We start from the raw sequence: 26,292 nt of genomic DNA on the forward strand, positions 1-26,292 counted from the left end.
GTTTTTTGTGTTCGTTAAAGAGAAATTTCGGGCATAAAAATTACGCATGATATTAGTACTTGTGCTTAACCGGCAATGCCCACCATTGTCGGTTTTTTCGTATCATATCATTAATAAATAATCGGAAAATAGTCGATTTATTAGCCTAGGAGGAGTTTGGTAGCGTTTTGTGGTTCATAATTGAAGGGTTTAATATTTGGTTATTGTTTTGTTTATTAGTTGCAGGTGCCACCTTTGATATAGATGGTGGTTTGTTCGGTGGTATAGGTGCCAGATATGGTTTGGCAAATCAAATTCAGTTGTTCTTTTAGTTCTTTATTACTGATATCGCCAGTGAACGTACATTTTTTTAATGCCTCGTTGGTCAGTTTAATCTCTATTCCGTAGGTTTTAGAAATGGTATCAAAAACTTTATCTAGCGGTGTATCATAAAACTTCTGACTTTCTATCGAGTTTGCCGGTTTTGGTAAATCGTAAGCTTCGTACAAAGGCAAAGGCTTCTCTATAATTGCAGTTTGCAGTTTTTTATCTTCTTTGTCAAAAGCAGCCATTTGGTTAGCCGTAATTAAAACTTTAGGATATTCTTTCTTTTGCCCAAGTAGAGAAGCATGGATATTCTCTTTCACCATTACTTTTCCATTCTTAACCGCAACCTCTGCTGATTTTTCAGTTTCTTTGATGAAAAAACTTGTTCCTAAAACTTTTACGATGATGTCCTTATTGTGAACATAGAAAGGTTTTTCTGGGTGGTGTGAAACTTTAAAGAAAGCATTTCCGTCTAAAAAAACTTCTCGTTTAGCACCCGCAAATTTATTTGGGTAATCAATAGTTGCATTTGGATGAAGCGTTACTACCGATTGGTCGCTTAATACTAGCTCTACAGGTTTATTGGTGTTGTTTTTATAAGTCGATAATGATGTGTAAGAAACAGCTTCTTTGAAATAACGTTCGCTATTATTGTAGTTAAGTAACAAAGTGCCGCTAACTAAAAGGATCGCAATAGAAGCAGCAATGCTGATGTATTTCCATTTTGTAAGCTTCACCGTTTTTTGTGCTGGAGTAACATTTTGCCAAATGCGATTGTGCATGGCGTTTAGCTCCATATCAGAGAGTTGTTGGTCGTAATCCTGACCGAGCATATCATACCATTCCTCCACCATTCTTTTTTCGGTTTCGGTACAGGTGTTAGATTGATATCTACTAAGCAAATTTAAAAAAGATGTTTTGCTCATAATATTTGGTTATATAAATGAAGTCACTTTAAAAGGGGGGTATCCCTAAAAGAAAAATTAATTATTTTTTAATTGACTGATTTTCAGTTATAAAAAAAGAAATAAAACTCCTTTTTTAAGAAATTGTCTCAGCCATTTAAGCGATTGGGTGATGTGATATTCTACCGCTTTTTCAGAGATATTAAGTTTGGAAGAGATCTCTTTATTGCTTTGATGTTGCATTCTGCTCAACCTAAAAACTTCTTGTGTTTTTTCAGGAAGGTGATTTAAAGCCAGCTCAACCTGTTGCGAAAGTTCTTTTTCTTCAAAATTTCGAGAGGCAGTATCTTCGGTGATTGGAGCATTTACTTTAATATAGTCCTCATACTTATTCTGAACTACCAAAGACCGATAATGATTGATGATACTAAACCTTAGTGCACTAAAAAGATAGCTTTGCCCATTAACCACTTCTAATTTTTGACGATTTTCCCAAAGGGAGATAAAAATATTCTGCACCAATTCCTCCGCAACAATTTTATCAGATGTTTTATGAAAAGCATGGCGTAGCAATAACTTGGCGTATTTGTTGTAAATAAGCTCATAAGCAAGCACATCATCGGTTTTTAAAAGAAGAAAGTCTGGGTCTAAACCTTCTTTATCAGTTAACATCGCTCGGTTTGTTTCGTTATTTGGTTAATGTAAATCTATAGCAATTAAGAATGTTTAGCAACCTTATTACAAAATAAATTTTACATGATAATATACGATGCAGGGAAGTATATAGATTGCATTCATTTTTTTACCTTTGTCAAATTTCAATTTACACATGACTGATAAAATACTGGTTTTAGGTTCAAATGGTCAGATAGGTACCGAGTTAGTGACGGCACTTCGCGTTACTTACGGTAGCGATAACGTGGTTGCCTGCGATATTCGTAGACCAGATTACGAGACTAAAAATGCTGGTCCGTTCGAGTTTGTGAACGTATTAGATAAAGATATATTAAAGGCAATCTTCGAAAAATATAAGCCTACACAGGTTTATTTATTGGCAGCGTTACTTTCTGCAACAGGAGAGCAAAATCCTAAGTTAGCGTGGGATTTAAACATGAACGGTTTGCTAAATGTGCTAGACTTAGCATTAGCCTTTAAAACAGCGAAAGTTTACTGGCCAAGTTCTATCGCAGTGTTCGGGCCAAATTCACCAAAAGATCATACACCTCAGTTTTGTACCATGGATCCTAACACAGTTTATGGTATCAGTAAATTAGCAGGCGAGCGTTGGTGCGAATATTACCATCAGAAATATGGATTGGACGTAAGGAGCATCCGTTATCCAGGATTGATCAGCTGGAAAGCTGCGCCAGGTGGCGGAACCACAGATTATGCCATACACATTTTCCACGAATCACTAAAAAAGGGAAGTTATTCTTCATTTTTATCAGCCGAAACAGAATTGCCAATGATGTACATGGATGATGCCATTAGAGGAACTATTGAATTGATGGATGCACCATCAGATCAGCTAAGCATTCGTTCTAGCTATAATTTTGGTGGAGTAAGCTTCACGCCTGAGGTATTGGCGGCAGAAATTAGGAAGCATATTCCCGATTTTAAGCTAACTTACGCAGAAAATGATCCAAGGCAAGAAATAGCCAATAGCTGGCCAAAATCAATTGATGATAGTTTTGCGCAAAAAGAATGGGGCTGGAAACCAGAGTTTGATATCGCAAAATTGACAACAGATATGTTAACGAATTTAAAGAAATAAATAAGGTTTGAGGTTAAAGGTGTAGGGCATAAGGTCTCATATCTCATATCTCACATCTCAATACTAATAAAATGGGAAGAGCATTCGAATTTAGAAAAGAAAGAAAATTTAAACGTTGGTCTAAAATGGCCGTACAGTTTACGCGTATTGGTAAAGATATCGTAATGGCAGTGAAGGAGTCTGGTCCAAATCCAGAAACCAACTCTCGCTTACGTACTGCAATGCAAAATGCGAAGGCGGTAAACATGCCAAAAGATAGGGTAGAGGCAGCAATTAAACGTGCTTCCGATAAGTCTTTAGCCAATTACGAAGAGATTGTTTATGAAGGTTACGCACCTCACGGTGTCGCAGTTTTAATCGAAACAGCAACCGATAATACTAATCGTACCGTAGCTAACGTACGTAGCTATTTTAACAAAACAGATGGTTCTTTAGGTAAAACTGGTTCATTAGATTTTGTTTTCAACCGTAAATCTATTTTTAGATTTGTAGCTAATGATGATTTAGATTTAGAGGAATTAGAATTCGAATTAATTGATGCGGGTTTAGAGGAGCTTTATGTAGAGGCTGATGAAGAGGGAAATGCTGTTGGCGTAGCGCAGGGTGCTTTCGAGAACTTTGGATCTTTGCAAAAAGCTTTGGAAGAAAAAGGTTTGGAGTTGAAGAGTTCGAAACTAGAGCGTATCGCTTTGTCTCACCATGAGGTAACAGAAGAGCAAGCTGCGGATGTATTGAAGTTAATTGATAAACTGGAAGAGGACGATGACGTTCAAGCGGTTTATCATAACATGGCTGAGTAATCTTTTTTAAGTGATAACAGAATGCCTCGTAGGTTTAAACTTACGAGGCATTTTTTATACTATCATATTTTTTTGAAGCGCAGGTTTCGTGCTCCTCGGTTTCGAAAGTCCCGCTATTCGCTTTATCCCGATAAAATCGGGATGCTCGCTACTATCATCGAGGCTAGTTTAGAAAAGGATATGCTACTATTTTATCTTTACTCTTTCACAGCGATATACGTCTCCACTTCCGCATTATCTCCATCATAATATTTCTTTCCATGGATAGTGAAATCAGCTTTATAAGAGCGTTCTAGGTTCAAATCTTTATCTCCCCATATTTCCAACCAAGTGTTAAAGACAGCTTCAGGCATTTTTCCTCTCGAAATAAATTTCTTGTAGGTAGTAGTTTCGATAGTAATGCCTACAAAACCATTCGGAATGTTTTCTAATGAGCTTACTGCTGAACCTATAATGGTAGTGTAAGGCTTGGTGAAATCTGTTTCGTAATCCGTATAAACAGCATAAATGTCTTCGTTTAGTTTATTCGGGATTTGTTTTTGAATTTCTTCACCCCAAAATTTACTCCACAATGCTTCGATGTCTTTGGCAGATTGGCCATTTTCGTTAGTCGTTCTTGTAGAGATGCCGATGACGTAAAATTTTTGAATAATTTGATTGCTCATGTTCTTTTATGATTGAATATGGTGCAAACTTAAAATCTCTTGGTGACAACCCTATGGCAGTTCGGTTTTTTAAACTCTAATTAAACGCCAAACTGTTTCAAGTGATGATCTAGGTGTTTGTAAAACATATTGTTCCATTCATTGTCGCTCAATGGCCCAAACGAGTGCGACATTTTGCCATCGAATATGTAGGCGCCTAGTACTTGGGTTTCTCTAATGTAATCTACCAAACGTTGCTTTTCCGCTTCAAAATCTTTCTCATCACTGATTAAAAATGCAGGCGCCGTTTTAGAATTTTTCGAATAAGGCTTGTCGCTAACTACAGCCTTCTTTATAAAATTTTTGAGAATAAATCCCATAAAGAAATTAGGCTTTGCATGTTTATCTGTGTATACCATTTCGTAGGCAACACAGCAATGCGCAAACATTTGAGCTGCATTCATTTTGCCCCATAAAGGTTGGGATACTGGTGTTAGTTTTTCTATTCTTCCGATAACCTCTTCGGCTACTTCTTTGGTAAAGATGTTAGGTAAATCCATTTTTTACTAGTTGGGGCATATCATCGTATGCCCTTACAATTATTTTTTATTTGACAGCAACCAAGGTAGCAATTCTGGCTCTGCAAAAGCACTATCCCAGCTGTTGTGATTTGCTTTTAAATATACAGTGAATTTTGGTTCATTACCCAACTTTTTTAATTCTCGATACACACCATGCGAAAACTGCGGCGTAACTACATCATCCAAACCACCGTGGAAAATCCAAAGTGGAACATGCTTGTATTTTTTAGCATTTTTTACATTATCGCCACCACAAATAGCAAAAGCTGCTGCAAAGGTTCTTGGTTTTCTTCTTAAAATTTCGAAGGTTCCCATGCCGCCCATAGATAAACCGCCAACGTAAATTCTACTAGGATCAACGTAAGCGTTTTTAAAATATTGGTCTGTAAATTGAAGTAACAGACTCATCGCTTTGGTAGGTTCGCCACCTTTCACAAAAGTGAAGAAACGCTTGGTGTTTACTGTATCTATTTCTACATTGGCCCAATAACTACTTTGACTACATTGTGGGAAAATAGTAATCACTTCGTTGCTATTCCTGAAGTTTTCGTTGAGGAATAACTTGGCGCCATTAGCTAGTTGTCTTTCATTGTCGCTACCACTTTCTCCTCTTCCATGCAGAAAAAGTACAACAGGATATTTTTTACCAGTATCGAAGTTTTTGGGGTAGAGGATTCGATATTTTAAGGTGTCGCCATTGCTGGTAAATTCTTCCTTTTTAAATAGGGAAAGGTCTTGTGCAAAGGTGTTGATTGCAAGGAAGAATAAAAGAATTAGAATACTTGTTCTTTTCATCGCGTAATGGTTTAGAAAGATTGCCTCTTTTGGGATAAAGACTTACGAAGTTTTTAAAACTTCGTAAGTCTTCAATATGTCTTCATTGCGAGCTTTGCGAAGCAATCTTTCATGCTAATATATTTTAAGTCATTAGTCGAACAATGAAATAGAGATTCCTCGTTCCTCGGAATGACAAAAAGGATTACTTCACTAATTTAAAATTAACTTCCTTTACATCTCTGGAGTTTGGCCCGATAAATAATTTAAAGTCGCCAGGTTCAGCTACAAATTTCAAGTCAGAGTTATAAAATTTAAGGTCTTCTTCAGTAATTTTAAAAGTAACATCTTTAGATTCACCCGCTATTAAGCTTACTTTTTGGAAACCTTTTAATTCTTTAACTGGCCTTGTGATGCTACCAACCAAATCTCTAGTATACAATTGTACTACTTCTTTACCATCATACTTGCCATTGTTGGTTAATTTCACCGTAGCGGTAATCGATTTACCTTTTGATAAAGTATTTGAGCTTAATTTAATATCTCCGAAAGTGAAGTTAGTATAGCTCAATCCATAACCAAAAGGATAAAGAGGATCGTTAGTAACATCTAAATAATTAGAACGGAACTTGGTGAACTTTCCATGCTCTGGTCTGCCCGTGTTTTTGTGGCTATAATAAAGTGGCACTTGACCCACATTTTGAGGGAAGGTTGCGGTTAATTTTCCAGAAGGATTTACATCGCCGAACAAAACATCAGCAATAGAATTTCCAGCCTCACTGCCAGGGAACCAAACATTTAAAATGGCTGGTAAATTTTCATTCTCCCATTTCAAAGCTAAAGGTCTACCGGTAAATAAAACCAATACCACAGGTTTGCCCGTTTTAGCCAATTCTTTCAATAAATTCTTTTGCGTTTCTGGAATTTCGATATTGGTCACGCTGCTGCTTTCGCCACTAAATTCAGAACCTTCGCCCATTACGGCCACAACTACATCAGATTTTTTGGCCACTTCTAAAGCCTCTTTAATCATTTCAGCTTCTGTTCTAGAGTCACGTTTGTACGTTGGGTTATGAACGTTCACATAACGATGTTCCATTACAGAGTCTGCCAAGAAGTTAGCCCCACGAGCGGTTAAAATTTTAGCGTTATTGCCTAAAGCATTTTTCAAACCTTGTAAAACGGTTACAGATTGATCTAACAACGCTGCTACGCTCCAAGTTCCGTACATATTGGCGGTATTATCTGCCAATGGACCAACTAGACCAATAGTGCCAGATTTCTTTAAAGGCAAAGTGTTGTTGCTATTTTTCAAAAGCACAAAACTTTCTGCCGCGATTTCTCTTGCCACTTGACGATTTTCAGGAGTAAATACTTCTTTCGCGGCTCTAGTTGGGTCACAGAATTTATATGGATCGGTAAATAAACCTAATTTGTACTTCGCTTCAAGGATTAACCTACAAGCACGGTTAATTTGTTCAACAGTAACTTTTTTCTCCGCTAACGATTTTTTTAAGGTGGTTAAAAATCCATCACCAACCATATCCATATCTACGCCAGCGTTTAAAGCCAAAGCAGAAACGTTCTGCAAATCGCCCATACCATGCTCAATCATTTCTGGGATACCCGTGTAATCTGTAACTACAAAGCCTTTAAAACCCCATTCTTTACGCAAAACATCAGTCATTAACCATTTGCTTGCGGTAGCTGGAATGCCTTCAACTTCGTTAAATGAAGCCATGATACTAGCAGAACCCGCATCAATAGCTGCCTTGTATGGAGGTAAATATTCATTGTACATTCTCACACGGCTCATATCTACTGTGTTGTAATCTCTACCTGCTTCGCCAGCACCATAAAGTGCATAGTGTTTTACACAAGCTAAAATCTCATTATTGGCTTGCAGCTTGCCTTGGTAGCCAGTCACCATTGCTTTCGCAATTTGAGAACCCAAATAAGGGTCTTCGCCACTTCCTTCAGAAATACGGCCCCAACGTGGGTCTCTAGAAATATCCACCATAGGCGAAAATGTCCAATTGATGCCGCTTGCACTTGCTTCGATAGCTCCAATTCTCGCTGATTTTTTAATGGCATCCATATCCCAAGTGGCACTAATGCCCAAAGGAATTGGAAATACGGTGTGATAGCCGTGAATGACATCCATGCCAAACAACAATGGAATTTTCAGGCGGCTATTTTCTACTGCAACTTGCTGTACGGCTTTAATTTTATCGACTCCTTTGATGTTAAACAAACCACCTACTTGACCGGCTTTAATTTTTTTGCTAATATCTGAGCTACTTGCCTGACCAGTAGTAATATCTCCTGAACTAGGTAGGTTCAACTGTCCAATCTTTTCGTCTACTGTCATTTTTGACATTAGATTGGTAATAAATGTGTCCATTTTTTGCTTTTCGGTGCTCACTGTTTTTTTCTGTTGAGCAAAAGCAGGTAAGGTTAAGGCTGCGGCAAGTGCTATAAAAATCTTCTTCATGTATATCTATTTTGAGTAGGTGAAACCTAGTTTTGTTAATCCTTGTTGTATTTCTGGGGCACTCATGAACAGGTTCCACAATAGTCCAGTACGACCATTTTCTATCATCACTACAATTGGACCTTGGTCGATGCCTAAATATCTTTTTGGATACCAATTCGCGGTTTCGCTATAAGCATCGTAAAAGCCAAATTCGCCCCAAACTTTATCTTTCATGTTTTCATACAAATTTCTAATCACTTGCATACTTTCTTTTGGCGTATATGGGTAAGAAGAAAGTGCTGCCGTTGGCGTTATTACCCCAAAATCTTCGTTTGGCATGTGCGCTGCATAGCCTTTAACCGAATAACTTGCTGTCATTCCCCACGAGTTTTTGCCATAACCTTTAAATCCTTTAGGGTTGGCAATGGCATAATCGTAGTTAATTAAGGTGTGGTTTCTGTTCTCTTGCCAGTAATCTGCGTATTTATCTTTCAAGCCTTTCGGATTTAAGCCTAAGTAAGAGTAATGTGCCCAGAAAAGTGGTCCCACGCTTTCGCCAACTACATTGTGTTTTAATTTAATGGGATGGCCATACATAGCAATGTCGGTGTTAATTGCACCGTTTTTAGCCCAACCTTGGTGATAAACTTCAGCAGGAACACCGTGGGTAGGGGAGCAGGCAGCCATCACGTAGGTGATTAAACACTCGTTGTAACCTGTAATGGCAAAATTCATTTTCCAAGCAGACTTTGGCGACCAGTGCCAGTAGATGACGTTTTTGTTGTTTTGTCTATAGAAATCCCATTCAATGCCTTTCCAAAGTTCATCGGCTTTTTGCGCCAATACTTTTTCTTCGGCATTGCCATTTTGATAATACTGACGTAAAGTTACTAAGGCCTGTGCCAAGAAAGAGGTTTCCACAATATCTCCGGCATCATCATCTTTTCCAAACTCTTTTGCTTTACCAGAGGGATGCATCCAATGTGCCCAAGCACCATGAAATCTATCGGCTTTTGCCAAAAAATCTAAGCCTTTTTTAAGATGGGCGTAACCCTCCTCTCTGGTGATGAATTTGCGTTCAATAGCTACAATGGTTCCCATGATACCGAAGCCGCTGGCACCAGTAGCGATAATGTTTTTATCATTTTCTGGATACACACCATCAACATGGTAACGTTCTCTAGCCAAGCCAGAGGTTGGTTCTGCACCTTCATAAAAGTACTTGTAAGTTTGACGTTGTACTTCAGTTAAAAGTTCATCGTCGCTTAGTTGTTTTACATTATTGCTCGTTTTACTGACGGAGCAACTTCCTAATAGGGCAAAGATTGGGATCAATAATTTAAGTTTCATTTGTGTGTATTTATGTTTTCAGTTGTCAAATGGAGCCTCAGGATTAACAAGGTTTTTGGTTTTGATTGCAATCCTTTCGGGTTCATTTGTGTGTGTTATGTGTTAAAGGTTCGGGCTAGAGAAACCTAACTTCCCCATTCCGGATTTAATTTCTGGTGCGCTCATGAGTAGGTTCCAAAGTAATTTACTTCTGTGATTTTCTATCATGATAATAATTGGACCTTGGTCTATCGCCAAATGCGAACTGGCAAACCAAGGGTCGTTAAGGTTAAAAGCATCTACAAATCCATATTCCTTCCAAATTTTGTCGCCTAGTTTATAATAAAAAAACTTCAGTGCCGCCATAGATTGGGTTGGCGTATACGGAAACGAAGCTAAAGCTGCCGTTGGAGCAATTACGCCTCGGTCGTTGGTTGGCGAGCTTGCTGTATAGCCGTTAGGAATATCACTAGCTGTTAAACCCCAACAATTGGCACTGTAACCATTATGCTTAGCAGGATTAGCTACACAATAATTATAGTTAATCATCGCATGTGCTTTGTTCTGTGTCTCATAATTTGCATAGGCATCAGTTAATCCGTTAGGGTTAATGCCTAGAAATGAATAGTGAGCTAAAAACAGTGGACCGCCGCTTGCCTCACCTAAAGGTAATTGCACACCGTAATAAGTATTTCCGTTTCTCATGGTTCCATTTCTGGCCCAACCTTCATCGTAAACTGTTTTTGAAATAGCATAAGTAGGGGAAGAAGTAGCCAAAATGTAGGTGATTAAACACTCGTTCCAGCCTTGTATTTTTAAGTTCATATCCCAATTAAAGGTTGGGCTCCAGTGCCAAGTTAATGAGTTTGCACCGTTGCGGTACCAGTTCCATTCTACTTGGTTATATAATGTAGTGATGTCGTTTCTTAAGTTGGTTTCTGCTGTACTAGCGCCATCAAAATATTGACGGGCAGTAAGCAAGCCAGCCATGAGTAGAGAAGTTTCTACCAAATCGCCGCCATTGTCTTTTGCGCTAAATGCGATTGCTTTTCCTGTGTTTCCATCTATCCAGTGCGAATAGGCTCCGTGGAAACGGTCGGCAGTTTTTAGGAAATTTACGATTTTCTGTACCCTCGCCAGTCCATCAGCTCTGGTAATAAAATTGCGATGAATGCCTGTTACCATGGCCATTACACCAAATCCTGAGCCGCCAGAGGTTACTGTGTTGCCAGAGGTATTTCTTTCTCTAGCCATGCCACTTGTTGGATGGCCAAAATCCCAAAAATACTTGAAGGTTTGTTGTTGAACAAGCGTAAGTAATTCTTCGTCGCTTATTCTGGGAAATTTGTCGGTGTCGCTAACCGTTGTTACTAAGGTTAATTCTACACTCGACTGTAGTTTTTCTCCTTTTGCGTTTAATAACCCAGTACTCACGTTTAATATATAACGTGTTAAACTTTGTAATGCAGGTTGGATTACTATGGTTTTATTGCTGTTTTCAAGCGAAGAATTAAAGTTTACAGTAGTACCATTTCCATCTACCAATCGTACATTTCCGTTAATAGAAGATGGATTGATATCTGATGAGAAGGTAATCTTTATGATTGGAGAATTGTTAACGCCATAATATGAGAAACCATTAAAAACATCATTAACTTTTAATTCAGCAAATGAGTAGGTTGATGGAACAACCACTGGAGGTGGAGTAGTTGCTGGATTATCGCTCTTTTTACACGAGCTAATACCAATAGATATTAATAGAATGTAATAAATAAACCTGTTCATATGCATAAATTTCAAGAGGACTGTTTTTAGGCAGTCCTCTTAATTAAAATAACGAAGAGATTTATTTTCCTCTTCCTTCTAGTTTCACTAAAGAACTTACTTCAATATCTGATAATGCTTTGTCGTAAAGTCGCACCTCATCAATTTTCCCAGTTAAGAAACTTGCCCAACCTTGAGCAGAAGCTCCACTCGTTTGACTAGGTGAAGTTTGGAACTGAACAGTGCCAAAAACAACGTTTCCTGTATCTGTCCAAGCTAATGGACCAGTTAAACCAGTTACTGTTCCTGCACCTACTCTAGATCCATTCACGTATACCTTAACAGTGCTTGTTGTAGCATCGTAAGAAACTGCTAGCGCAATCCATTTGTTAAATAAGCCTGCAACTTTGTCAAGTGCATAAGTTTTATCGCCATTTTTATTGATATGGATTCTGAGCTTACCATCTTCATTAGTACTTCCATTTTCAATGAAAATTTCCAAATTACCCCAAAATTGAGTGGTATTAGATAAACTAAATACACCTAATATGCCGCTGGAAGGCGGTGGAGTATTAATCCATTCTGTAAGTGTAAAACTTTGAAGACTTTTAACTTTTGCAGATGGCTGAGTTAATACATAGCTATTCAGTGCACCTTGAAAAGCTTGTTTTTTGATACCGGCATCAATAGAGGTGCCTTTATTTGTTCCAGCAGTTTTAGAAACACTATCAATTAAGTTACCATCGAAAGACCAATGTGCTACTAGGTTGCTAGGCGCAATTTGGCTAGAAGCCGTGTATCCGCTAATATTTAGTGGAGGTGCATAACTAGCTGGATCAAAATCTTTTTGACAGGCAGTTAATGAGCTAACTGCTGCCGCTATAAATAGAAAATATTTTGTTTTCATTCTTTTGTCTTTTGTTGAATTAATAACCGAAATTTTGAGTTAACTTTCCAGCGCTTTTATCTCTCTCAGTTTCAGGAATTGGCCAAACTTCATTTTTATTAGCTTTCCATCCTTTAGGACCGAATACTTCAGCTCCACGTCCTTGTCTAATCACGTCGAAATAACGGTCGTATTCCATTGCTAATTCAACTTGTCTCTCTTTCCAAATAGCTTTTCTTAATTCTACCTTGTCGTTTGTGGTTACATCTGGTAATACTCCAGCAATGCCACCTCTAGCACGAGCTCTAACTCTATTTAAAGATGTTTTAGCTTGAGCAGGTAGATTTAACTCGTTCGCTGCCTCGGCATTCATTAACAATACATCTGCAAAACGGATTACCCTTACATTTTGATCTGCTCCTGGGTTAAAGCCCGTTACAATATAACTGAATGGAACATAAGCTTTTTCGTTATACATTGCGTTATCAGCTGAATTAGAAATCGCATCGCCTTGAGGTGTGATTTCCCCTCTATAAAGCACTGTTGCGTTAAGCCTAACATCACCAGGTTCAAAAGCAGCAACCAATGCAGGTGTAGGTACATTAAATCCCCATCCAAGATCTGGTGTATTGCTACGTGCACCTTGTACCTGACTGTATTGAGAGTTAGATGCGTCTTTATTGTTTAGTAATAGATTACATTGAATCTCAAAAACAGATTCTATATTGTTTTCGTTATTGATACGAAAGCTCTGTTGGAAATTCGGATGCAAATCATAACCTAACGTCATTACGGTGTTGGTTAAAGAAAGTACCTTGTCCCATTTGGCTTGGTACATCGCAACCTTTGCATGTAATGACATAGCAGCACCTCTAGTAGCTCTACCTACGTCAGCAGCTGGGTAGCTTGGAGGAAGCACTGCTGCAGCCTCATCTAAATCTTTTTCAATAGCTGCCCAAACTTGTGCTTTAGGTGTTCTTGGTATGTTGAATTCTGATGCGTCTTTTGGTACAGTTAACCTTAGCGGAACGTCGCCAAAAGCACGTACAAGTCTAAAATAAGAGTATGCTCTAACGAACTTTGCTTCCGCTAAATAGCGAGCTTTTAAGCCTGCGTCCATGTTAATGCTAGGTATATTGTCTAACACAGCATTACATAAATTGATATTTTGGTACTGTGCTTCCCAAAAACCACCTAATTGTCCTTGTGTTGATGTTACAGTAAAGTTGTCAAAAAGATTCATGTAATCTGAATCATTTGCTGAACTGCCTTTTTCTGCTTCATCAGAACCTATGCTTTCAATTGCTATAGCAGGGAAAGCAGTATTTCCCCAAGATCTAAGGTTGCCATAAATTGAATTTACAGCTTTCGCAGCATCTTCCTGATTTCGCCAAAAATCAGTAGCGGGTTGTTTGGCTTGAGGAGGTACGTCTAAAAAGCTTTTTTGACAAGAAGATAAGACAAGCGCAGAGCTCATCACTATTACGCCGATCTTTTGTATATATGATTTTTTATAATTTGTTTTCATCGCTGTTGAGTTTAGAAAGTTACTTGAAGACCTAGTCTATATGCGGCAGATAATGGGTAAACATTATTATCTATGCCTCTAGATATTGGGCCAGCGCTAGCATCATAGCCTATTTCAGGAGTAAACCCTTTGTAGCCAAAAATATTGATGGCATTTTGAGCATCTGCAAAAACTCTTACTCTTTTGCTAGCCCACTTATTGGTAAGCGAAACAGGTAAGGTATATCCTAATTGAATATTTCTTAATCGAATATAAGATCCATCTTGAACAAAGAAAGAATTTGGTGCTGCATTAGAAGTAGAACCTACAGCAGCAGAAGGGTAGGTGTTCGAAGTACCTGCACCATGCCATCTGTTATTATAAAAGTCTTTACTGAAGTTCTCGTTACCAAAACGATAGGCAACGTTAGCATTATAAACGTCAACACCAGCTACACCTTGTAGATCTATAGCTAAATCAAAGTTTTTATATTCGAAACTTGTATTGAATCCGAAGGTATATTTCGGATTAGGATTTCCTAATACTATTCTATCCTTACCATCAATCACACCATTACCATCTAAATCTAGATATTTGAAATCTCCAGGTTTAGCACTTGTTTGAGCAGATGCAGCAACTTCAGCAGGAGTTTGGAAAATTCCCGTTACTTGATAGCCGAAAAATTCTCCAATAGCACCACCTTGTACAGTTCTAGTAGCTAAAGCTCCATTTGCAATTCCTTGTCCACCACCATAAATTGGGTTAAGACCAGTAATAACTGAAGTTACTTTGTTGCTATTGATACCAATATTTCCACTGATGCTGTATTTAAACCCATTAGAAGTTCTATCACTCCATGTAGCTAAAACTTCTATACCTCTATTCCTGAAATCTGCTTGGTTCCCAATCATTTTGCTAGATGCTGCACCAATTGAACTTAAAATCGGGATTTCGAAAATTGCTTGTTCTGTCTTTCTGTTATAGAAGCCAGCTTCCAAGGTCAGTTTGTTTTTTAAGAAAGATGCTTCAAAACCAACATCTGTTCCCGCTGTACGCTCCCAATTTAGGAATGAAGGTACAAGTGAATTGACATTTGCACCAGTATATGCAACACCTCCAAAAACAACTACATAACCAGCTGGTTGAGCAACAGTTAGCGTGGTTGGGTTTACAGGTACGCCGGCATTACCTACTTTACCCCAAGAAGCTTTAATCTTTAAGTTGTCAAAAATGTTTTGGTTTTTCATGAAGTCTTCATTGGTTACTACCCATCCGGCACCTATAGAAGGGAAATATCCCCATAAATCACCGCCAGAATAGAACTGAGAAGCTGCATCCGCACGCAAGGTAGCATTAAGCAAGTATTTATCTTTATACGAATAGTTTGCTCGACCAAAGTACGACACATATGTGGTAAGTGATCCACCATCGACAACAGTTCTGTTAGCTGCATTACCTAAAGCTAAATACAAGTCACCCTCACTAGAATATGGTACATTTAATGCATTAGCATTGATGAAGTAATTCTTTCTTCTTTGGGCTGTTTGTCCAGCTAAAACCGTAAGGTTATGATTACCAAAAGTGTTTTTATAGGTTAAAGTATTTTCTAGGATCCAGTTTCTGTCTTCACTTCTGTTCACTGTTAAAGAGCTATTGTCGCTTCTTTGACCTTGGGTAGCAGAATAAACAGGAGTATAGCCTCTAACTTCATTTTGACCAAAATCGCCACCCGCACTTGTTTTAAAAGTGAAATGTTTTGCAAAATTCAATTCAGCAAATACATTACCATTCACTCTATAATTTTTAGATTTTTGATTAAAATAGTCTAAAGTTACCTGAGGGTTGAAGTTATTTCCACCACCTAGACCAAAATCGTTCGCATCGCCATAAGTTCCATCGGCATAATAAACAGGAACTACTGGTCCTGCAGCATATAATTGACGGAAGATACTGCCATTAATGTCATTAGTATTAACTGACGATGCAGCAACTGAATAACCAATTTTCAAAGGCTTTAATACTTGGATGTCATTCGAAAACCTAGCAGTATATCTCTTATAGCCTTGATTTTTTACAATACCATCTTCATTGTTGTAACCTAATGATAGATTGTAGGTTGATTTCTCTGACCCTCCATTAATAGATAATTGGTGGGTAGTTTGAAATGCGTTTCTAAATGCTTGGTTATACCAATTGGTACCGGTGCCGTAACTAGCAGGATTTGAAAATAGAGCGGGTGCAGAGTTAATTGCTGAAAGCTCATTGATAATAGTAGCATATTCAGTTGCATTAGCCATTTCAATTTGATTAGTAACAGCTCTGTATCCTACTGTACCGTTGTAGGTAATGGTTGGATTAGCATTTTTACCTTTAAAAGTAGTAACTAGAACAACTCCATTAGCTGCACGAATACCATAGATCGCTTGTGAAGATGCGTCCTTTAAAATACTCATGCTTTCAATGTCTGCAGGATTTAGAAAGCTAATATCATCGAACCATACACCATCTACTACATATAGTACGCCTAGGTTACCATAAATTGTACCTGTACCACGAATGGAGATTTGAGGAGAAGCGCCGGGACTACCAGCATTGGTAATACTAACACCAGCTACCTTACCTTGTAACGATGATACAGCATTTGCTGAAGCTTGTTTAGCAATGTCATCTCCTTTAACTGAACCAATAGACCCAGTAACGTCTACTTTTCGCTGAGTACCGTAACCCACAACAACAACTTGCTGTAAATCGTTAGATGAAGAAAGAAGGGTCACATTTAATGTTGTTCTGTTGTTAACAGGGATTTCTTGAGTTTGGAATCCAATTGATGAGAAAACCAAAGTTCCGTTTCCTGAAACACTGATACTGTAATTTCCTGTTGCATCTGTTTGTACGCCGTTAGATGTGCCTTTAATTAACACGCTTATCCCAGGGATAGGCAAGTTCTGATCGTCTTTAATTGTTCCTTTAACTGTAACGTTTTGTGCAAAGGCGACGTCTGATAATAAAAGCAAACAAAAACAGACTAAAACAGATAGTTCTGTAAAGATTTTTTTCATACCGTTTTTATATATTTGATTATTTGAATACACGAATGTTGAACTTTTGTTCGGTATGAACAACTAGATCTACTTGCACATTACTACATCAAGTGTGTTTTTGAGGCTATCTCAGTATAAATAAAAACTGCTGTTTTTGATGTTAAAACGGCAGTTTCTATAGTTTAGACTAAGAAAATGATACTACTACAAAATTGGTCTATCGTTGTTGTTTTAATTGTAACAGAAAAGTGATGTGAGAGGTAATGATGTAGTATTACAATTCAATCAAAAACTCCGTTAGGTTCTTGTCGTGAGGTACTGCCAATTTTTTACGCAAACGATACCGACGAATTTCTACACCTCTCACCGAGATATTTAGTAGCGAAGCCATTTCTTTACTGCTCATATTCATCCGCAGATAAGCACACAGTTTTAAGTCATTTGGCACAAGGTCAGGATGGTTAACTTTCAGCTTTTTGAAGAAGCTTTCGTGAGCTTCGTTGAAACTGTTTTCAAATAAATTCCAATCACGCTCATCATTCATTCCATCATCAATGATTTTCTGAATTTTTCGCAATTGATCTTCTTGGGGTTTATCTTTATTCTCCTTTAGTTTGTTTAGTTCCTGACTAATTTTTTGAAGTAGTTCATTCTTATAAACTAGGCTCATCGCAGAATTGGCTAATTCCCTACTTTTTCCGGCAAGTTCTGTTTGTAGCTTTTCTTTTTCAAGCTTACCTATTTGCTTTTCTGTGTCCTCTGCTTTTTTCTTTAGGTATTCTTCCTGCTCCTTTTGCAAAGCATCAGCAATTTTTTGTTGGTCTCTTTTTAATTTCGCCTCATAAATTCGTTTGCCTATAATTAATCCAGTAATAATGCAGATGAAATAAAATGCCCACGCCCAATTACTTGCATACCACGGCGCCAGAATAATTATTTTTACTGTACTTACTTCGCTAACTGTTTGGTCGTCTATTTTTGCTCTTACTTTAAATGTATAGCTACCATAGCTTAAATCGGTAAAATCTTTTTGGGTAGCAGTGCTCCATTCAGACCATTGTTTGGAATAGCCTTCGAAGAAATATTGAAATTTGATTTTTGATAAGCGATAGTAGGGTAGCGCAAAAGAAATTCTAATACTGTTTTTTGAATAAGGAATTTCAATTTCTTCACTACTGTCCCCAGTTTCTGTAATTAAACTATACTTATTTGTTATGTCTTCAATTTTGCCAATTAAAACCTGAGGTAGCTTTTTAGAAGACCTGATGGAACCAGCTAAAGCATTATTATAAATTGCAAAGCCATCATCAATACTAATCAAATAAATCGATTCGCTGATTTGACTAATGTTCTCATAGTATTGAACCATTCTGCCATCTAGAATATTAAATCTATTCGAGTCGATAGCGATTTTTCCGGGCTCGCTAAAACTTACGAGGCCTACCCGGCCATGGTTAATAAACCAATATTTACTATTTTCAGCCTTGATGATTTTATTTGAAAAACTAAAACCTGCTAACTTTTTGTTTAATTCATTGTATTTACTGAAGCGGTTACTAATTTCATCGTATACAAAAAAGCCCGAATCGGATGAGAATACTATTTTACTTTCTAGGTTAAAAGTATTTATGTTGAAAGAGCTTGGTAATCCAGCAGCTTCATCATAGTATTTAACTTTAACAGCTTTTTTTAGATCTGGAGTTAGGCTAATGCGATAAAGTCCTTTATAGGCATGGCTTACCCAGATATTCCCCCTTTGATCTTGTTCTACATATTTAGAAGGCTCTCCAAAACCTTCAACACGATGGCTAAATATCCAATTTCCTTCACCGTTTTTTATATATATGGCTAAACCAGTATAGGTGCCCTGTATTAAGTAGTTTGAGTTTGAACTTAGTTTTTTAAGATTCCAACCACCATTGGTATTAGATATTTTTTCAATTCTATCTCCCTGTACTGAAAATGTACCATCATTATGACCGCAGATGATTTGATTGTCTATTTTGCTAATATCCCATACTTGACCTTGTGAATTCGGAATCAGCCTGAAATCGAAGCTATTTCCAATAGCTTTATTCCACTCGCTAAAAAATAATCCTTGATTGGTGCCCAGATAAATCTTGTTTCCAGATATCAAGCTTGAATATACTGTTCCAAATTTCCCATTTTTATCAAAATAGAATGATAATGGTGAATTTAACTCTATTCTATCTATGCCATTATCTAGCCCTGCCCATAAATTATTTTCGTTATCGTTGTAAAGACTTAGGACAGTATTATTTTGTAATCCACTAACCTTATTTATAACCTGAATGATTTTTCCGCTCTCATCAATAATAATTACTCCATTTAAAATAGTGCCATATGCGTAATATTTCTCAAGCACTTTAACTCCATTATTAAGTTGATATGTTTTTAAAAAGTTATTGGCTTGATTGACGAATGGCTTAAAAGTTATTCCATCATAAAGAAATAATCCATTTTTACTGGTACCTATGATGAATTGATTTTCCTTAAACGGTAGAATTGATAAAATGCCAGTTGTTCCCATTATTTCGCTACCGGCAAGTTTTACCAATTTGTCTCCTTTTAATTCGAAAAGACCTTTATTGATTATCTCTGCAAATAATTTTTCTCTTACTGAATGCAAGAAAAATAAATTACCAGGTTTAATTATTTTTATTTTTTTGTTTTCATAAACTAAAATTCCCCAGAAAGTTTGGAAGTATATTTTTTTTCCTACAATGTAGATTTTCCATATTTCGGCAGTGAATTCAAATGATTTAGGTAGTAATTTAACCAAAGAATGATAGGTTAGTTTATTGTCTTGATAATCCCAATACCCAAACTCGCCAAATCCTCCTGTATAAACTAAGCCTTTATCATCTACAGCAACTGATCTCACAATTTGCTTGTTAGGCATCTCATGTTTTTCCCAGTATTTTCCATTATAGCTTAGTAATCCAGCCGAGTTACCAAAATACATTATACCTTTTTTATTCTTGGCTATCGACCAATTTTGGTTTCCAGCAGCATATAATGATTTATGGAAATTCTGTACATAAGGTACGCCGATGCGAGGGATATCGCTAGCTTTTGTACTGAAAAAGCTAAAAAAAATGAGCGTTAAGAAAAGAGAAAAATAGGATGGGTTAATTCTCATAGAAAAGGTATGAAATTTAGCAACTAACGCAAAGTATAAAAATAAATGGAAAGTTGTGCCCTTAAATCAATGATCGGAACATCAATATCAGCGTCATTTCGAACGCAGAGAGAAATCGAGCAAGTATTATTCAAAAACAGATTTCTCTCTGCGTTCGAAATGGCATAACGTTAGAAAATTGTGCTATTACTTCACCGCTACCTGCTGCGGAACTTTCACGTAGTAACCAGTACCATCATAAGGACGTTTGCGTGGATGCGTAGTGCATTCAACAGAGCAGCAACCTTGCAATTCTTCGCCACAAGCATCACATTGGGTAAAATGCTCATTACACTCTGGGTTGGCACAATTAATCATTTTAGGTGTTGTAGTACCACAGTTCAAACATTTACTCGCAATGGTCGGATTTACAGAGTTCACATCAACCGCTATTCTGTTGTCGAACACGTAACACTTACCTTCGAAATCTTTACCACCTGCTTCTTTGCCATACTTAATGATACCGCCGTGTAACTGGTAAACATCGTTAAAACCATGGTGTAACAGTAGGGCAGAAGCTTTCTCGCATTTAATGCCACCGGTACAATAAGTCAGTACCTTTTTGTCTTTGTATTGTGCTAGGGCTTCAATTTGTTCAGGAAAATCCCTGAAATTCTCAATATCTAATGTGATGGCATTTTTAAATTTGCCGAGATTATGTTCGTAGTTAGATCTTACATCCAATACAATTACATCTTCCTGATCTAGCATTTCCCTAAATTCAACAGGCTCTAGATGCTTTCCAGTTTGTTTATTTGGGTCAATTATACTTGTATCGCGTAACCCAGAGTGTACAATTTCGGCTTTGTAGCGGCAGTGCATTTTGATAAATGAAGGTTCTTCAACTTCATCAATTTTGAACTCTGTTTTTGCAAAACGCTCATCAGCATGGATATGTTCCATGTAAGCTCTGCAGGCTTCAATGGTTCCAGATACGGTGCCATTTAAACCCTCGTCGGCTACGATAATACGGCCAACTAAACCTAAAGATTTGCAAAATTTTAAATGATCAGCAGCAAATTGTTCTGCTTCAGCTATTGGAGAATAGCAATAATAAAGTAAGGTGTTGTATGTCATAATGTATTGATACCGCTGCAAACGGCGTTTAACGTTGCAAAGATAACGCTAAATTCTTTTTTGACAAGATGATTTTCGTCATTATTAACCACATAGAAACATAGGTTAAATATGGTTAGTTATGTTTTTAAATTAAAGAGCGATGGCTATTCTATGTTTCTATGTGGTTCAAACGCTATCACAAATTGAACCCATAAGAAAACTTAAATCCTTTTTTGATCAGAATATCAGTATCATAAGCATAGCCATAGTGAACCCTAAAATTCAATCGTTTTACACCAAAATAAAACTCATTGTAGTTTCTTTTCTCTGGAGATGAGAGGTACGCATAACCAATAATTTCTTCGAGCTTTAGTTTTCTAAGCAATGGAATTTTACTGACGAAGAAAGAACCAAAGTTATGTTGAAAATGCGCTTCAAAATATTGTTTAGTAGTATTGAAAATATAGAAATCTAAGAACTGAAAGTTTCGTTCATCAGAATCGAAAACAATAGATTGGTTTGCTCTAAAGTGTTTCCAATCTGGATAGTTTAGGCTTTTTGTAGTAAGAAATTTCCCAGCACCGAGTAATATTGAAGACTTACCCAACATGCCAAAATGTAGTTTCTTTTGATAGATTTCCATTGAGATGAAATCATAATCTACCGAGGAACCAAATACACCTTTAAGCCCCCTTTTATAGTTAAGTTCGATACGAGGGTAATCACTTTCTATGTAAAATCTCCCATCCGGACGGGTGATGTATTTTTGTGCAACTGTGTAAGCAAGCATGCCACTCACTACTAACGCCTTGTGTTTTGGGAATAATAGGCTATTCTCGTCTGTTGGCTCAAATGGATTGTTGGAAGTGAAGTCTGTTTCTTTTCTAAAATTGGTGAAATTGCTATTAGTCAATGCATTTCTGCGGGCATAATCTGCGCTAATCTTAACTTCGAAACTTGGCGCAAACTCTCGTGAGGCTTCTATGTTAAAAAACCTCCGCTCGTAAAATTTGGCTACATTCTTTCCAAAAACTAACGTATTAATCGTATTCTGCAATAGATTGGTTTGCTGATTTGAATTTAAGTTTGCCACTTCAGAGCCAAAACCAACTGCAATAGATCCATTTCTGGAAGCATCAAAAAGGTACCTTGATTTGATGTTTGCATTGAAGCGCTCATTCGCAAAGCCATATCGAACTTCTGGTTTGATGGTATAATATCTGCCATCCTCAAAACCTTGACGCCAATTTACCGCATATTTAAGAGCCAACCCTTCTACAGTATTGAAAAACACACTCGTAGCAACTGGATCGTAGGTTACGCTTTTTCTGTTGTAGCTTCGATAATGAACATAAGGCGTAACCAAGATTTGGGCAAGGTTAAACCTGTTTTTCACCTGATCTACAGAATCAAGATACCTTTGCGAAGACTTAAGTGCCGTAACACTGTCTTTTCTTTTGTAATTATCCCGTTCTTCTATGGTCAATGGTACAGATCGGTTTTTCTCCCAATAAAATGGATCTTTTTTATTGGAAGACCTTTCGATTTTTAAAATCTCGTTGCTAAAAAAGCCCTTGTTGAAGGTCGGTTTTACATTGTAGTTTTTATAAACACCCATTACGTAGCCAGAAAACTTAAACCCGAACAATTTACCCGCAATACTGAATTGTATAGATTGGGGTACATAAACATCACCTACCTCAATCAACTTTTGTTGAACAGTTAGCGTATCAATCAATTCGATGCCATTTTCTTTGGTAATAAAGAGGTTTACTGCACTTATTCTCCAGCTATCGTTAACGATATAAATTATGCCAGAAAAAGCAGGTAAATTTTTACGTTTAGGAATTACCTGTATTTTGCTGATGGTTTTTCCATCTTCCTCGCTAGTACCTAAAAATTTATATTTATAATAGCTAAAAGCATTGTCTGCCACAGGCGATACAAAGCCTCTTACGCAAAGCTTGTCCTCAAATAAAACATTGTTGTAGAAGTTTACACTGAGATCTGAAGCTTTGTTGAAACTAAAACCATTGTCGTCTCCAGCAATTTTTGAGGAAATCATCACCTCTCTTATTTTGTCTCGCTGCTTAAAATCTAACTTAGATTCCGTTTCTGAAAGATAAATTACACCTTGTCTATTACTATCTAACTCTAAAATAGCTGCTACATCTCTACCAAAAAACTTCTTTGGCGCATTCAATAGCTTTTGCATGGCTTTAGTATAAACTTCGCAAGAAAACGCTTCTATTTCATTTAAATAAGTTTTCCGTTTCTCTATTACTTTTTTAATGATATTATCGGCCCTGTTAATGTTGGAAGATTTAATGATAACGTCGTTTAGCGTGAAGATTTTTGGAGCAAGTACAATATCCAAAGTCGTATTTTCCTTCATGGTTACGATGACTTTTCTGTCATCATAGCCAACTGCCGTAAACAGCAACTCTATTCTTCCGGCAGGCAAACTTAGTTTATACTGACCGTCTACATTAGAAGAAGTGCCTTGGGTGGTGGTATTTACGTAAACAGAAACAAAGGGCACAATACTACCTTTTACTTCCGTTACCTTGCCAGTAAGTGTAAACTGCTGTGCAGATATTCCCGATACTTTTACGCAAAGGAATACCAATAAACAACATCGAAAGTAGAAGGTCATTAAACGATTGGACTTTTTTAAGTTAGGTTAATAACGTTAAAGTAGCGAAAAGCTTTTGTTAAGCCTACATTATTCTACTATTTAACAATTAGAAATTATAAGCGACTCTAATGCCTTGGTTAACTTTTTTACCATTGTCAAATGCGAAACCATAACTGATGCCAAACACTAAGCGCTGTATACCAAAGTAATACTCGGTATAGTTTTTCTTTTGCGGCTGACTTAAGTAACTGAAACCAATGACTTCTTCTAATTTTAATTTTCTTAAAACAGGGATTTTATTTAAAATAAAACCTGAAAAATTGTGTTCTAAATGCGCTTCGAAATAATGTTCGTTGGTACTGTATTGGTAAAAGTCTAAAAATCTAAATTTTCTAAGGTTGGGAGGGAAGAACATGGCGTTGTTACCTCTGAAATGTTTAAATTCTGGATAGAAAAGTTTATTGTTGTTCAAGAACTTTCCAGCGCCAACCACAAAAGACGTGTAGCCGAATAAGCCTAAGCCAATCCTTTCCTGAAAAGCTTCAAAAGTAATTAAATCATAGTCTGTATCGCCGCCTAAAAGTCCATCGAATCCTTTTTTATACCTTAAACTTAAGCGAGGATATTTTGATTCAGTATAGATTTTCGCATCTGGTCTGGTCATGTATTTTTGCCCAATGGTATAAGTTAAGCTGGCGGTAATTGAAGTTGATTGATAAGTCGGGAAAGCTGGAGTATCGTCAGTTGGGTTCAATGGATTGTTAGACGTGAACGCCCTGTCATCGTAATCCCTGAATTTGTAAAGCGTAGTATTGGTGAGCGCATGGTTTTTTGTGTAATCTAAAGATACGTAAGCTTGTAGACCTGTAGCCAATTCTCGTTGCGTGTTGATGCTCACAAAATCCTTTTTGTAAAATTTAGGGAAGTTTCTTTCGAACAATAAAGTATTGATAGAGTTAGACAACAAATTCATAGTGCCGTAATTGTTTAAATCGGCTATTTCATTTCCAAAACTTACACCTAAACCAGCTCTTTTTGTGGCATCGTAATAATAATAACTGCTCAGTTTTGCCGTGAAAATTTCATTTTTAAAACCATATCTCACTTCCGGACGAATGGTTACATATCTATTATCTTCATATGTTTTTCTATAGGTAACGCCATATTTTACGGCAAAACCTTCTACTGTGTTGTAAAAAGCAGATTGAATTAAGGGGTCGAAAGTATAACTGCGTTTGTGGTATCTATCGTTAATAGAATAACTGGTCACAATCATTTTGCCCAATGTAAAGTTGTTATTGGCTTTTTCAAGCGAATCTAGGTAAGGTTTACTCTGCATTCGCAAGGCGATGCTATCTTTTTTTATGTAATCTTTACGTTCTTCATCTGTTAATGGAATTGGTCGGTTATTTGCCCAATAAGCAGAATCTTTTTTATTTACCGCTTTAGTAATTTTCAATATTTCTGAAGTGAAATAACCTTTTTCAAACTTAGGGTTGATATTATAATTGCTGTAAAAACTAATAAAATAACCTTCAAATTTAAATCCAAACACATTGCCGTTAAACTGGAATTTTAGATTTCCAGGCATGTAGTATTTATCAATCTTAATAAAATGCTGAGCAATGTTTAAGGTGTCGATTAGGTTAACGCCAGCATCTTTCGTTAAAATCACATCGGTACCCATTAAACGCCAAGTATTATCAGCAATATAAATCACTCCTCTAAATACAGGGTCATTTTTTCTTCTAGGTATAACCTCAATTTTATTTACTGTTAAGCCATTTTCTTCCGATTTTCCAAGCAACTTATACTTATAATAGAACATGGCATTATCCGCAATTGGCGAAACAAAACTTCTAGCGCTTAATCCAGTATTTGCTAACAGTAAATTTTCATAGAAATTGATACGCATGTCAGAAGCCTTGTTAAAACTAAAGGCATTGTTTCTTCCAGAAATTTTAGACGAAATCATTTCTTCCTTAATTCGGTCCGGTTTCATGTAAGAAAACTTCGATTGCGATTCTGATAAGTATAAAATCCCGTTTCTATTGGTATCTAGGTTAAGTGTTTTTTGAATATCCCTGCCAAAGAATTTTTTCGGAGCGCCAACTAATTTCTGCATCCCTTTAATGTAAACATCACTATTGTAGGCAAATATTTCCTCTAAATATGCCTTCCTGTTTTTAATAGCATTTCTTACAATTTTATAGGCTAAGTCTTCTCCATTAGCTTTAATAACCACACTATTTAAAGTATACTGCTCTGTTTGTAGGGTCTTATTAACGGTGATATTGTCAAAAACATCCACGGTATGGGTCGCAGATTTAAAACCAACAACGGTAAAGGTCAATGAAACTACGCCTCTGTCTACTTTAATGCTGTACATACCATCTACGTTTGCAGATACACCTTTCGTTGTTCCCTTAATAAAAACAGAAACAAAAGGTATCGGCTGGCCATCGGTATCTGTAATTTTTCCTTTAACCTCAAATTGTTGACAAAAGCTGTTGAATGAGAAAGTGAAAAGGCTAATGAGCGTTAAGAGTAATTTAGTGGCTTTCATAGTGTTGTCATTATAACTCGAAGACGATACTTTCATCGTT

Annotated in this window: 17 protein-coding genes; 2 read left to right on the top strand and 15 right to left on the bottom strand. The window is 36.9% G+C overall.

The features are described 5' to 3' along the window. Positions 1 to 215 precede the first annotated feature (215 nt). On the bottom strand, positions 216 to 1,232 hold the full coding sequence (locus CRO54_RS15780) for a FecR family protein (RefSeq protein WP_097133026.1): 1,017 nt from the start codon (positions 1,230 to 1,232) through the stop codon (positions 216 to 218). A gap of 87 nt (positions 1,233 to 1,319) precedes the next feature. After that, a complete protein-coding gene (locus CRO54_RS15785; RefSeq protein WP_097133027.1) occupies positions 1,320 to 1,883 on the bottom strand; it encodes an RNA polymerase sigma-70 factor in 564 nt (187 codons plus the stop codon). Between the two features lie 157 nt (positions 1,884 to 2,040). Here CRO54_RS15785 and CRO54_RS15790 point away from each other — a divergent pair, with 157 nt between their 5' ends. Then, complete coding sequence (locus tag CRO54_RS15790) at positions 2,041 to 2,985, top strand: NAD-dependent epimerase/dehydratase family protein (protein WP_171047927.1); 945 nt, start codon at positions 2,041 to 2,043, stop codon at positions 2,983 to 2,985. A 71-nt stretch (positions 2,986 to 3,056) separates the two neighbouring features. Further along, positions 3,057 to 3,785: a YebC/PmpR family DNA-binding transcriptional regulator gene (locus CRO54_RS15795; protein WP_097133029.1), complete on the top strand. Its 729-nt coding sequence runs from the start codon at positions 3,057 to 3,059 to the stop codon at positions 3,783 to 3,785. A 197-nt stretch (positions 3,786 to 3,982) separates the two neighbouring features. On the opposite strand, the gene CRO54_RS15800 is transcribed toward CRO54_RS15795, so the two are convergent. The 13 genes from CRO54_RS15800 to CRO54_RS15860 form a co-directional block, all read right to left on the bottom strand. Continuing rightward, on the bottom strand, positions 3,983 to 4,450 hold the full coding sequence (locus CRO54_RS15800; RefSeq protein ID WP_097133030.1) for a GyrI-like domain-containing protein: 468 nt from the start codon (positions 4,448 to 4,450) through the stop codon (positions 3,983 to 3,985). Between the two features lie 80 nt (positions 4,451 to 4,530). Next, positions 4,531 to 4,989, bottom strand: coding sequence for a DUF1569 domain-containing protein (locus CRO54_RS15805; RefSeq protein ID WP_097133031.1), 459 nt, complete (start codon positions 4,987 to 4,989; stop codon positions 4,531 to 4,533). Between the two features lie 39 nt (positions 4,990 to 5,028). Further along, positions 5,029 to 5,805: a carboxylesterase family protein gene (locus tag CRO54_RS15810; RefSeq protein WP_097133032.1), complete on the bottom strand. Its 777-nt coding sequence runs from the start codon at positions 5,803 to 5,805 to the stop codon at positions 5,029 to 5,031. A gap of 184 nt (positions 5,806 to 5,989) precedes the next feature. Further along, complete coding sequence (gene bglX, locus CRO54_RS15815; RefSeq protein ID WP_097133033.1) at positions 5,990 to 8,278, bottom strand: beta-glucosidase BglX; 2,289 nt, start codon at positions 8,276 to 8,278, stop codon at positions 5,990 to 5,992. A gap of 6 nt (positions 8,279 to 8,284) precedes the next feature. Next, positions 8,285 to 9,610 carry a glucoamylase family protein gene (locus CRO54_RS15820; protein WP_097133034.1) on the bottom strand — a complete coding sequence of 442 codons (1,326 nt, stop codon included), beginning with the start codon at positions 9,608 to 9,610 and terminating at the stop codon, positions 8,285 to 8,287. 102 nt (positions 9,611 to 9,712) lie between these two features. Next, positions 9,713 to 11,374: a glucoamylase family protein gene (locus CRO54_RS15825; protein WP_097133035.1), complete on the bottom strand. Its 1,662-nt coding sequence runs from the start codon at positions 11,372 to 11,374 to the stop codon at positions 9,713 to 9,715. 61 nt (positions 11,375 to 11,435) lie between these two features. Further along, on the bottom strand, positions 11,436 to 12,260 hold the full coding sequence (locus CRO54_RS15830) for a LamG domain-containing protein (protein WP_097133036.1): 825 nt from the start codon (positions 12,258 to 12,260) through the stop codon (positions 11,436 to 11,438). A 19-nt stretch (positions 12,261 to 12,279) separates the two neighbouring features. Next, positions 12,280 to 13,767 (bottom strand): RagB/SusD family nutrient uptake outer membrane protein, encoded by a 1,488-nt coding sequence (locus CRO54_RS15835; protein WP_097133037.1) that lies wholly within the window; start codon positions 13,765 to 13,767, stop codon positions 12,280 to 12,282. Positions 13,768 to 13,778: 11 nt separating this feature from the next. Then, positions 13,779 to 16,805, bottom strand: coding sequence for a SusC/RagA family TonB-linked outer membrane protein (locus tag CRO54_RS15840; RefSeq protein ID WP_097133038.1), 3,027 nt, complete (start codon positions 16,803 to 16,805; stop codon positions 13,779 to 13,781). Positions 16,806 to 17,061: 256 nt separating this feature from the next. Next, complete coding sequence (locus CRO54_RS15845) at positions 17,062 to 19,950, bottom strand: two-component regulator propeller domain-containing protein (protein ID WP_097133039.1); 2,889 nt, start codon at positions 19,948 to 19,950, stop codon at positions 17,062 to 17,064. 186 nt (positions 19,951 to 20,136) lie between these two features. Beyond that, complete coding sequence (trhO, locus tag CRO54_RS15850; protein WP_097133118.1) at positions 20,137 to 21,069, bottom strand: oxygen-dependent tRNA uridine(34) hydroxylase TrhO; 933 nt, start codon at positions 21,067 to 21,069, stop codon at positions 20,137 to 20,139. Between the two features lie 175 nt (positions 21,070 to 21,244). Continuing rightward, positions 21,245 to 23,704 carry a DUF5686 and carboxypeptidase regulatory-like domain-containing protein gene (locus CRO54_RS15855; protein ID WP_097133040.1) on the bottom strand — a complete coding sequence of 820 codons (2,460 nt, stop codon included), beginning with the start codon at positions 23,702 to 23,704 and terminating at the stop codon, positions 21,245 to 21,247. An 88-nt stretch (positions 23,705 to 23,792) separates the two neighbouring features. Further along, positions 23,793 to 26,252 (bottom strand): DUF5686 and carboxypeptidase regulatory-like domain-containing protein, encoded by a 2,460-nt coding sequence (locus tag CRO54_RS15860; RefSeq protein WP_097133119.1) that lies wholly within the window; start codon positions 26,250 to 26,252, stop codon positions 23,793 to 23,795. Positions 26,253 to 26,292 lie beyond the last annotated feature (40 nt).

The sequence above is a fragment of the Pedobacter xixiisoli genome (assembly GCF_900215335.1).
GTDB classification, from domain to species: Bacteria; Bacteroidota; Bacteroidia; order Sphingobacteriales; family Sphingobacteriaceae; genus Pedobacter; species Pedobacter xixiisoli.

Bases quoted from the DNA above. Each gene is read 5' to 3' on its own strand.
- CRO54_RS15830 (WP_097133036.1), bottom strand. From the start codon at position 12,260: ATGAAAACAAAATATTTTCTATTTATAGCGGCAGCAGTTAGCTCATTA.
- CRO54_RS15795 (WP_097133029.1), top strand. From the start codon at position 3,057: ATGGGAAGAGCATTCGAATTTAGAAAAGAAAGAAAATTTAAACGTTGG.
- CRO54_RS15805 (WP_097133031.1), bottom strand. From the start codon at position 4,989: ATGGATTTACCTAACATCTTTACCAAAGAAGTAGCCGAAGAGGTTATC.
- CRO54_RS15860 (WP_097133119.1), bottom strand. From the start codon at position 26,252: ATGAAAGCCACTAAATTACTCTTAACGCTCATTAGCCTTTTCACTTTC.
- CRO54_RS15825 (WP_097133035.1), bottom strand. From the start codon at position 11,374: ATGAACAGGTTTATTTATTACATTCTATTAATATCTATTGGTATTAGC.
- CRO54_RS15810 (WP_097133032.1), bottom strand. From the start codon at position 5,805: ATGAAAAGAACAAGTATTCTAATTCTTTTATTCTTCCTTGCAATCAAC.
- CRO54_RS15785 (WP_097133027.1), bottom strand. From the start codon at position 1,883: ATGTTAACTGATAAAGAAGGTTTAGACCCAGACTTTCTTCTTTTAAAA.
- CRO54_RS15845 (WP_097133039.1), bottom strand. From the start codon at position 19,950: ATGAGAATTAACCCATCCTATTTTTCTCTTTTCTTAACGCTCATTTTT.
- CRO54_RS15835 (WP_097133037.1), bottom strand. From the start codon at position 13,767: ATGAAAACAAATTATAAAAAATCATATATACAAAAGATCGGCGTAATA.
- bglX (WP_097133033.1), bottom strand. From the start codon at position 8,278: ATGAAGAAGATTTTTATAGCACTTGCCGCAGCCTTAACCTTACCTGCT.
- CRO54_RS15840 (WP_097133038.1), bottom strand. From the start codon at position 16,805: ATGAAAAAAATCTTTACAGAACTATCTGTTTTAGTCTGTTTTTGTTTG.
- CRO54_RS15800 (WP_097133030.1), bottom strand. From the start codon at position 4,450: ATGAGCAATCAAATTATTCAAAAATTTTACGTCATCGGCATCTCTACA.
- CRO54_RS15790 (WP_171047927.1), top strand. From the start codon at position 2,041: ATGACTGATAAAATACTGGTTTTAGGTTCAAATGGTCAGATAGGTACC.
- CRO54_RS15820 (WP_097133034.1), bottom strand. From the start codon at position 9,610: ATGAAACTTAAATTATTGATCCCAATCTTTGCCCTATTAGGAAGTTGC.
- CRO54_RS15780 (WP_097133026.1), bottom strand. From the start codon at position 1,232: ATGAGCAAAACATCTTTTTTAAATTTGCTTAGTAGATATCAATCTAAC.
- CRO54_RS15855 (WP_097133040.1), bottom strand. From the start codon at position 23,704: ATGACCTTCTACTTTCGATGTTGTTTATTGGTATTCCTTTGCGTAAAA.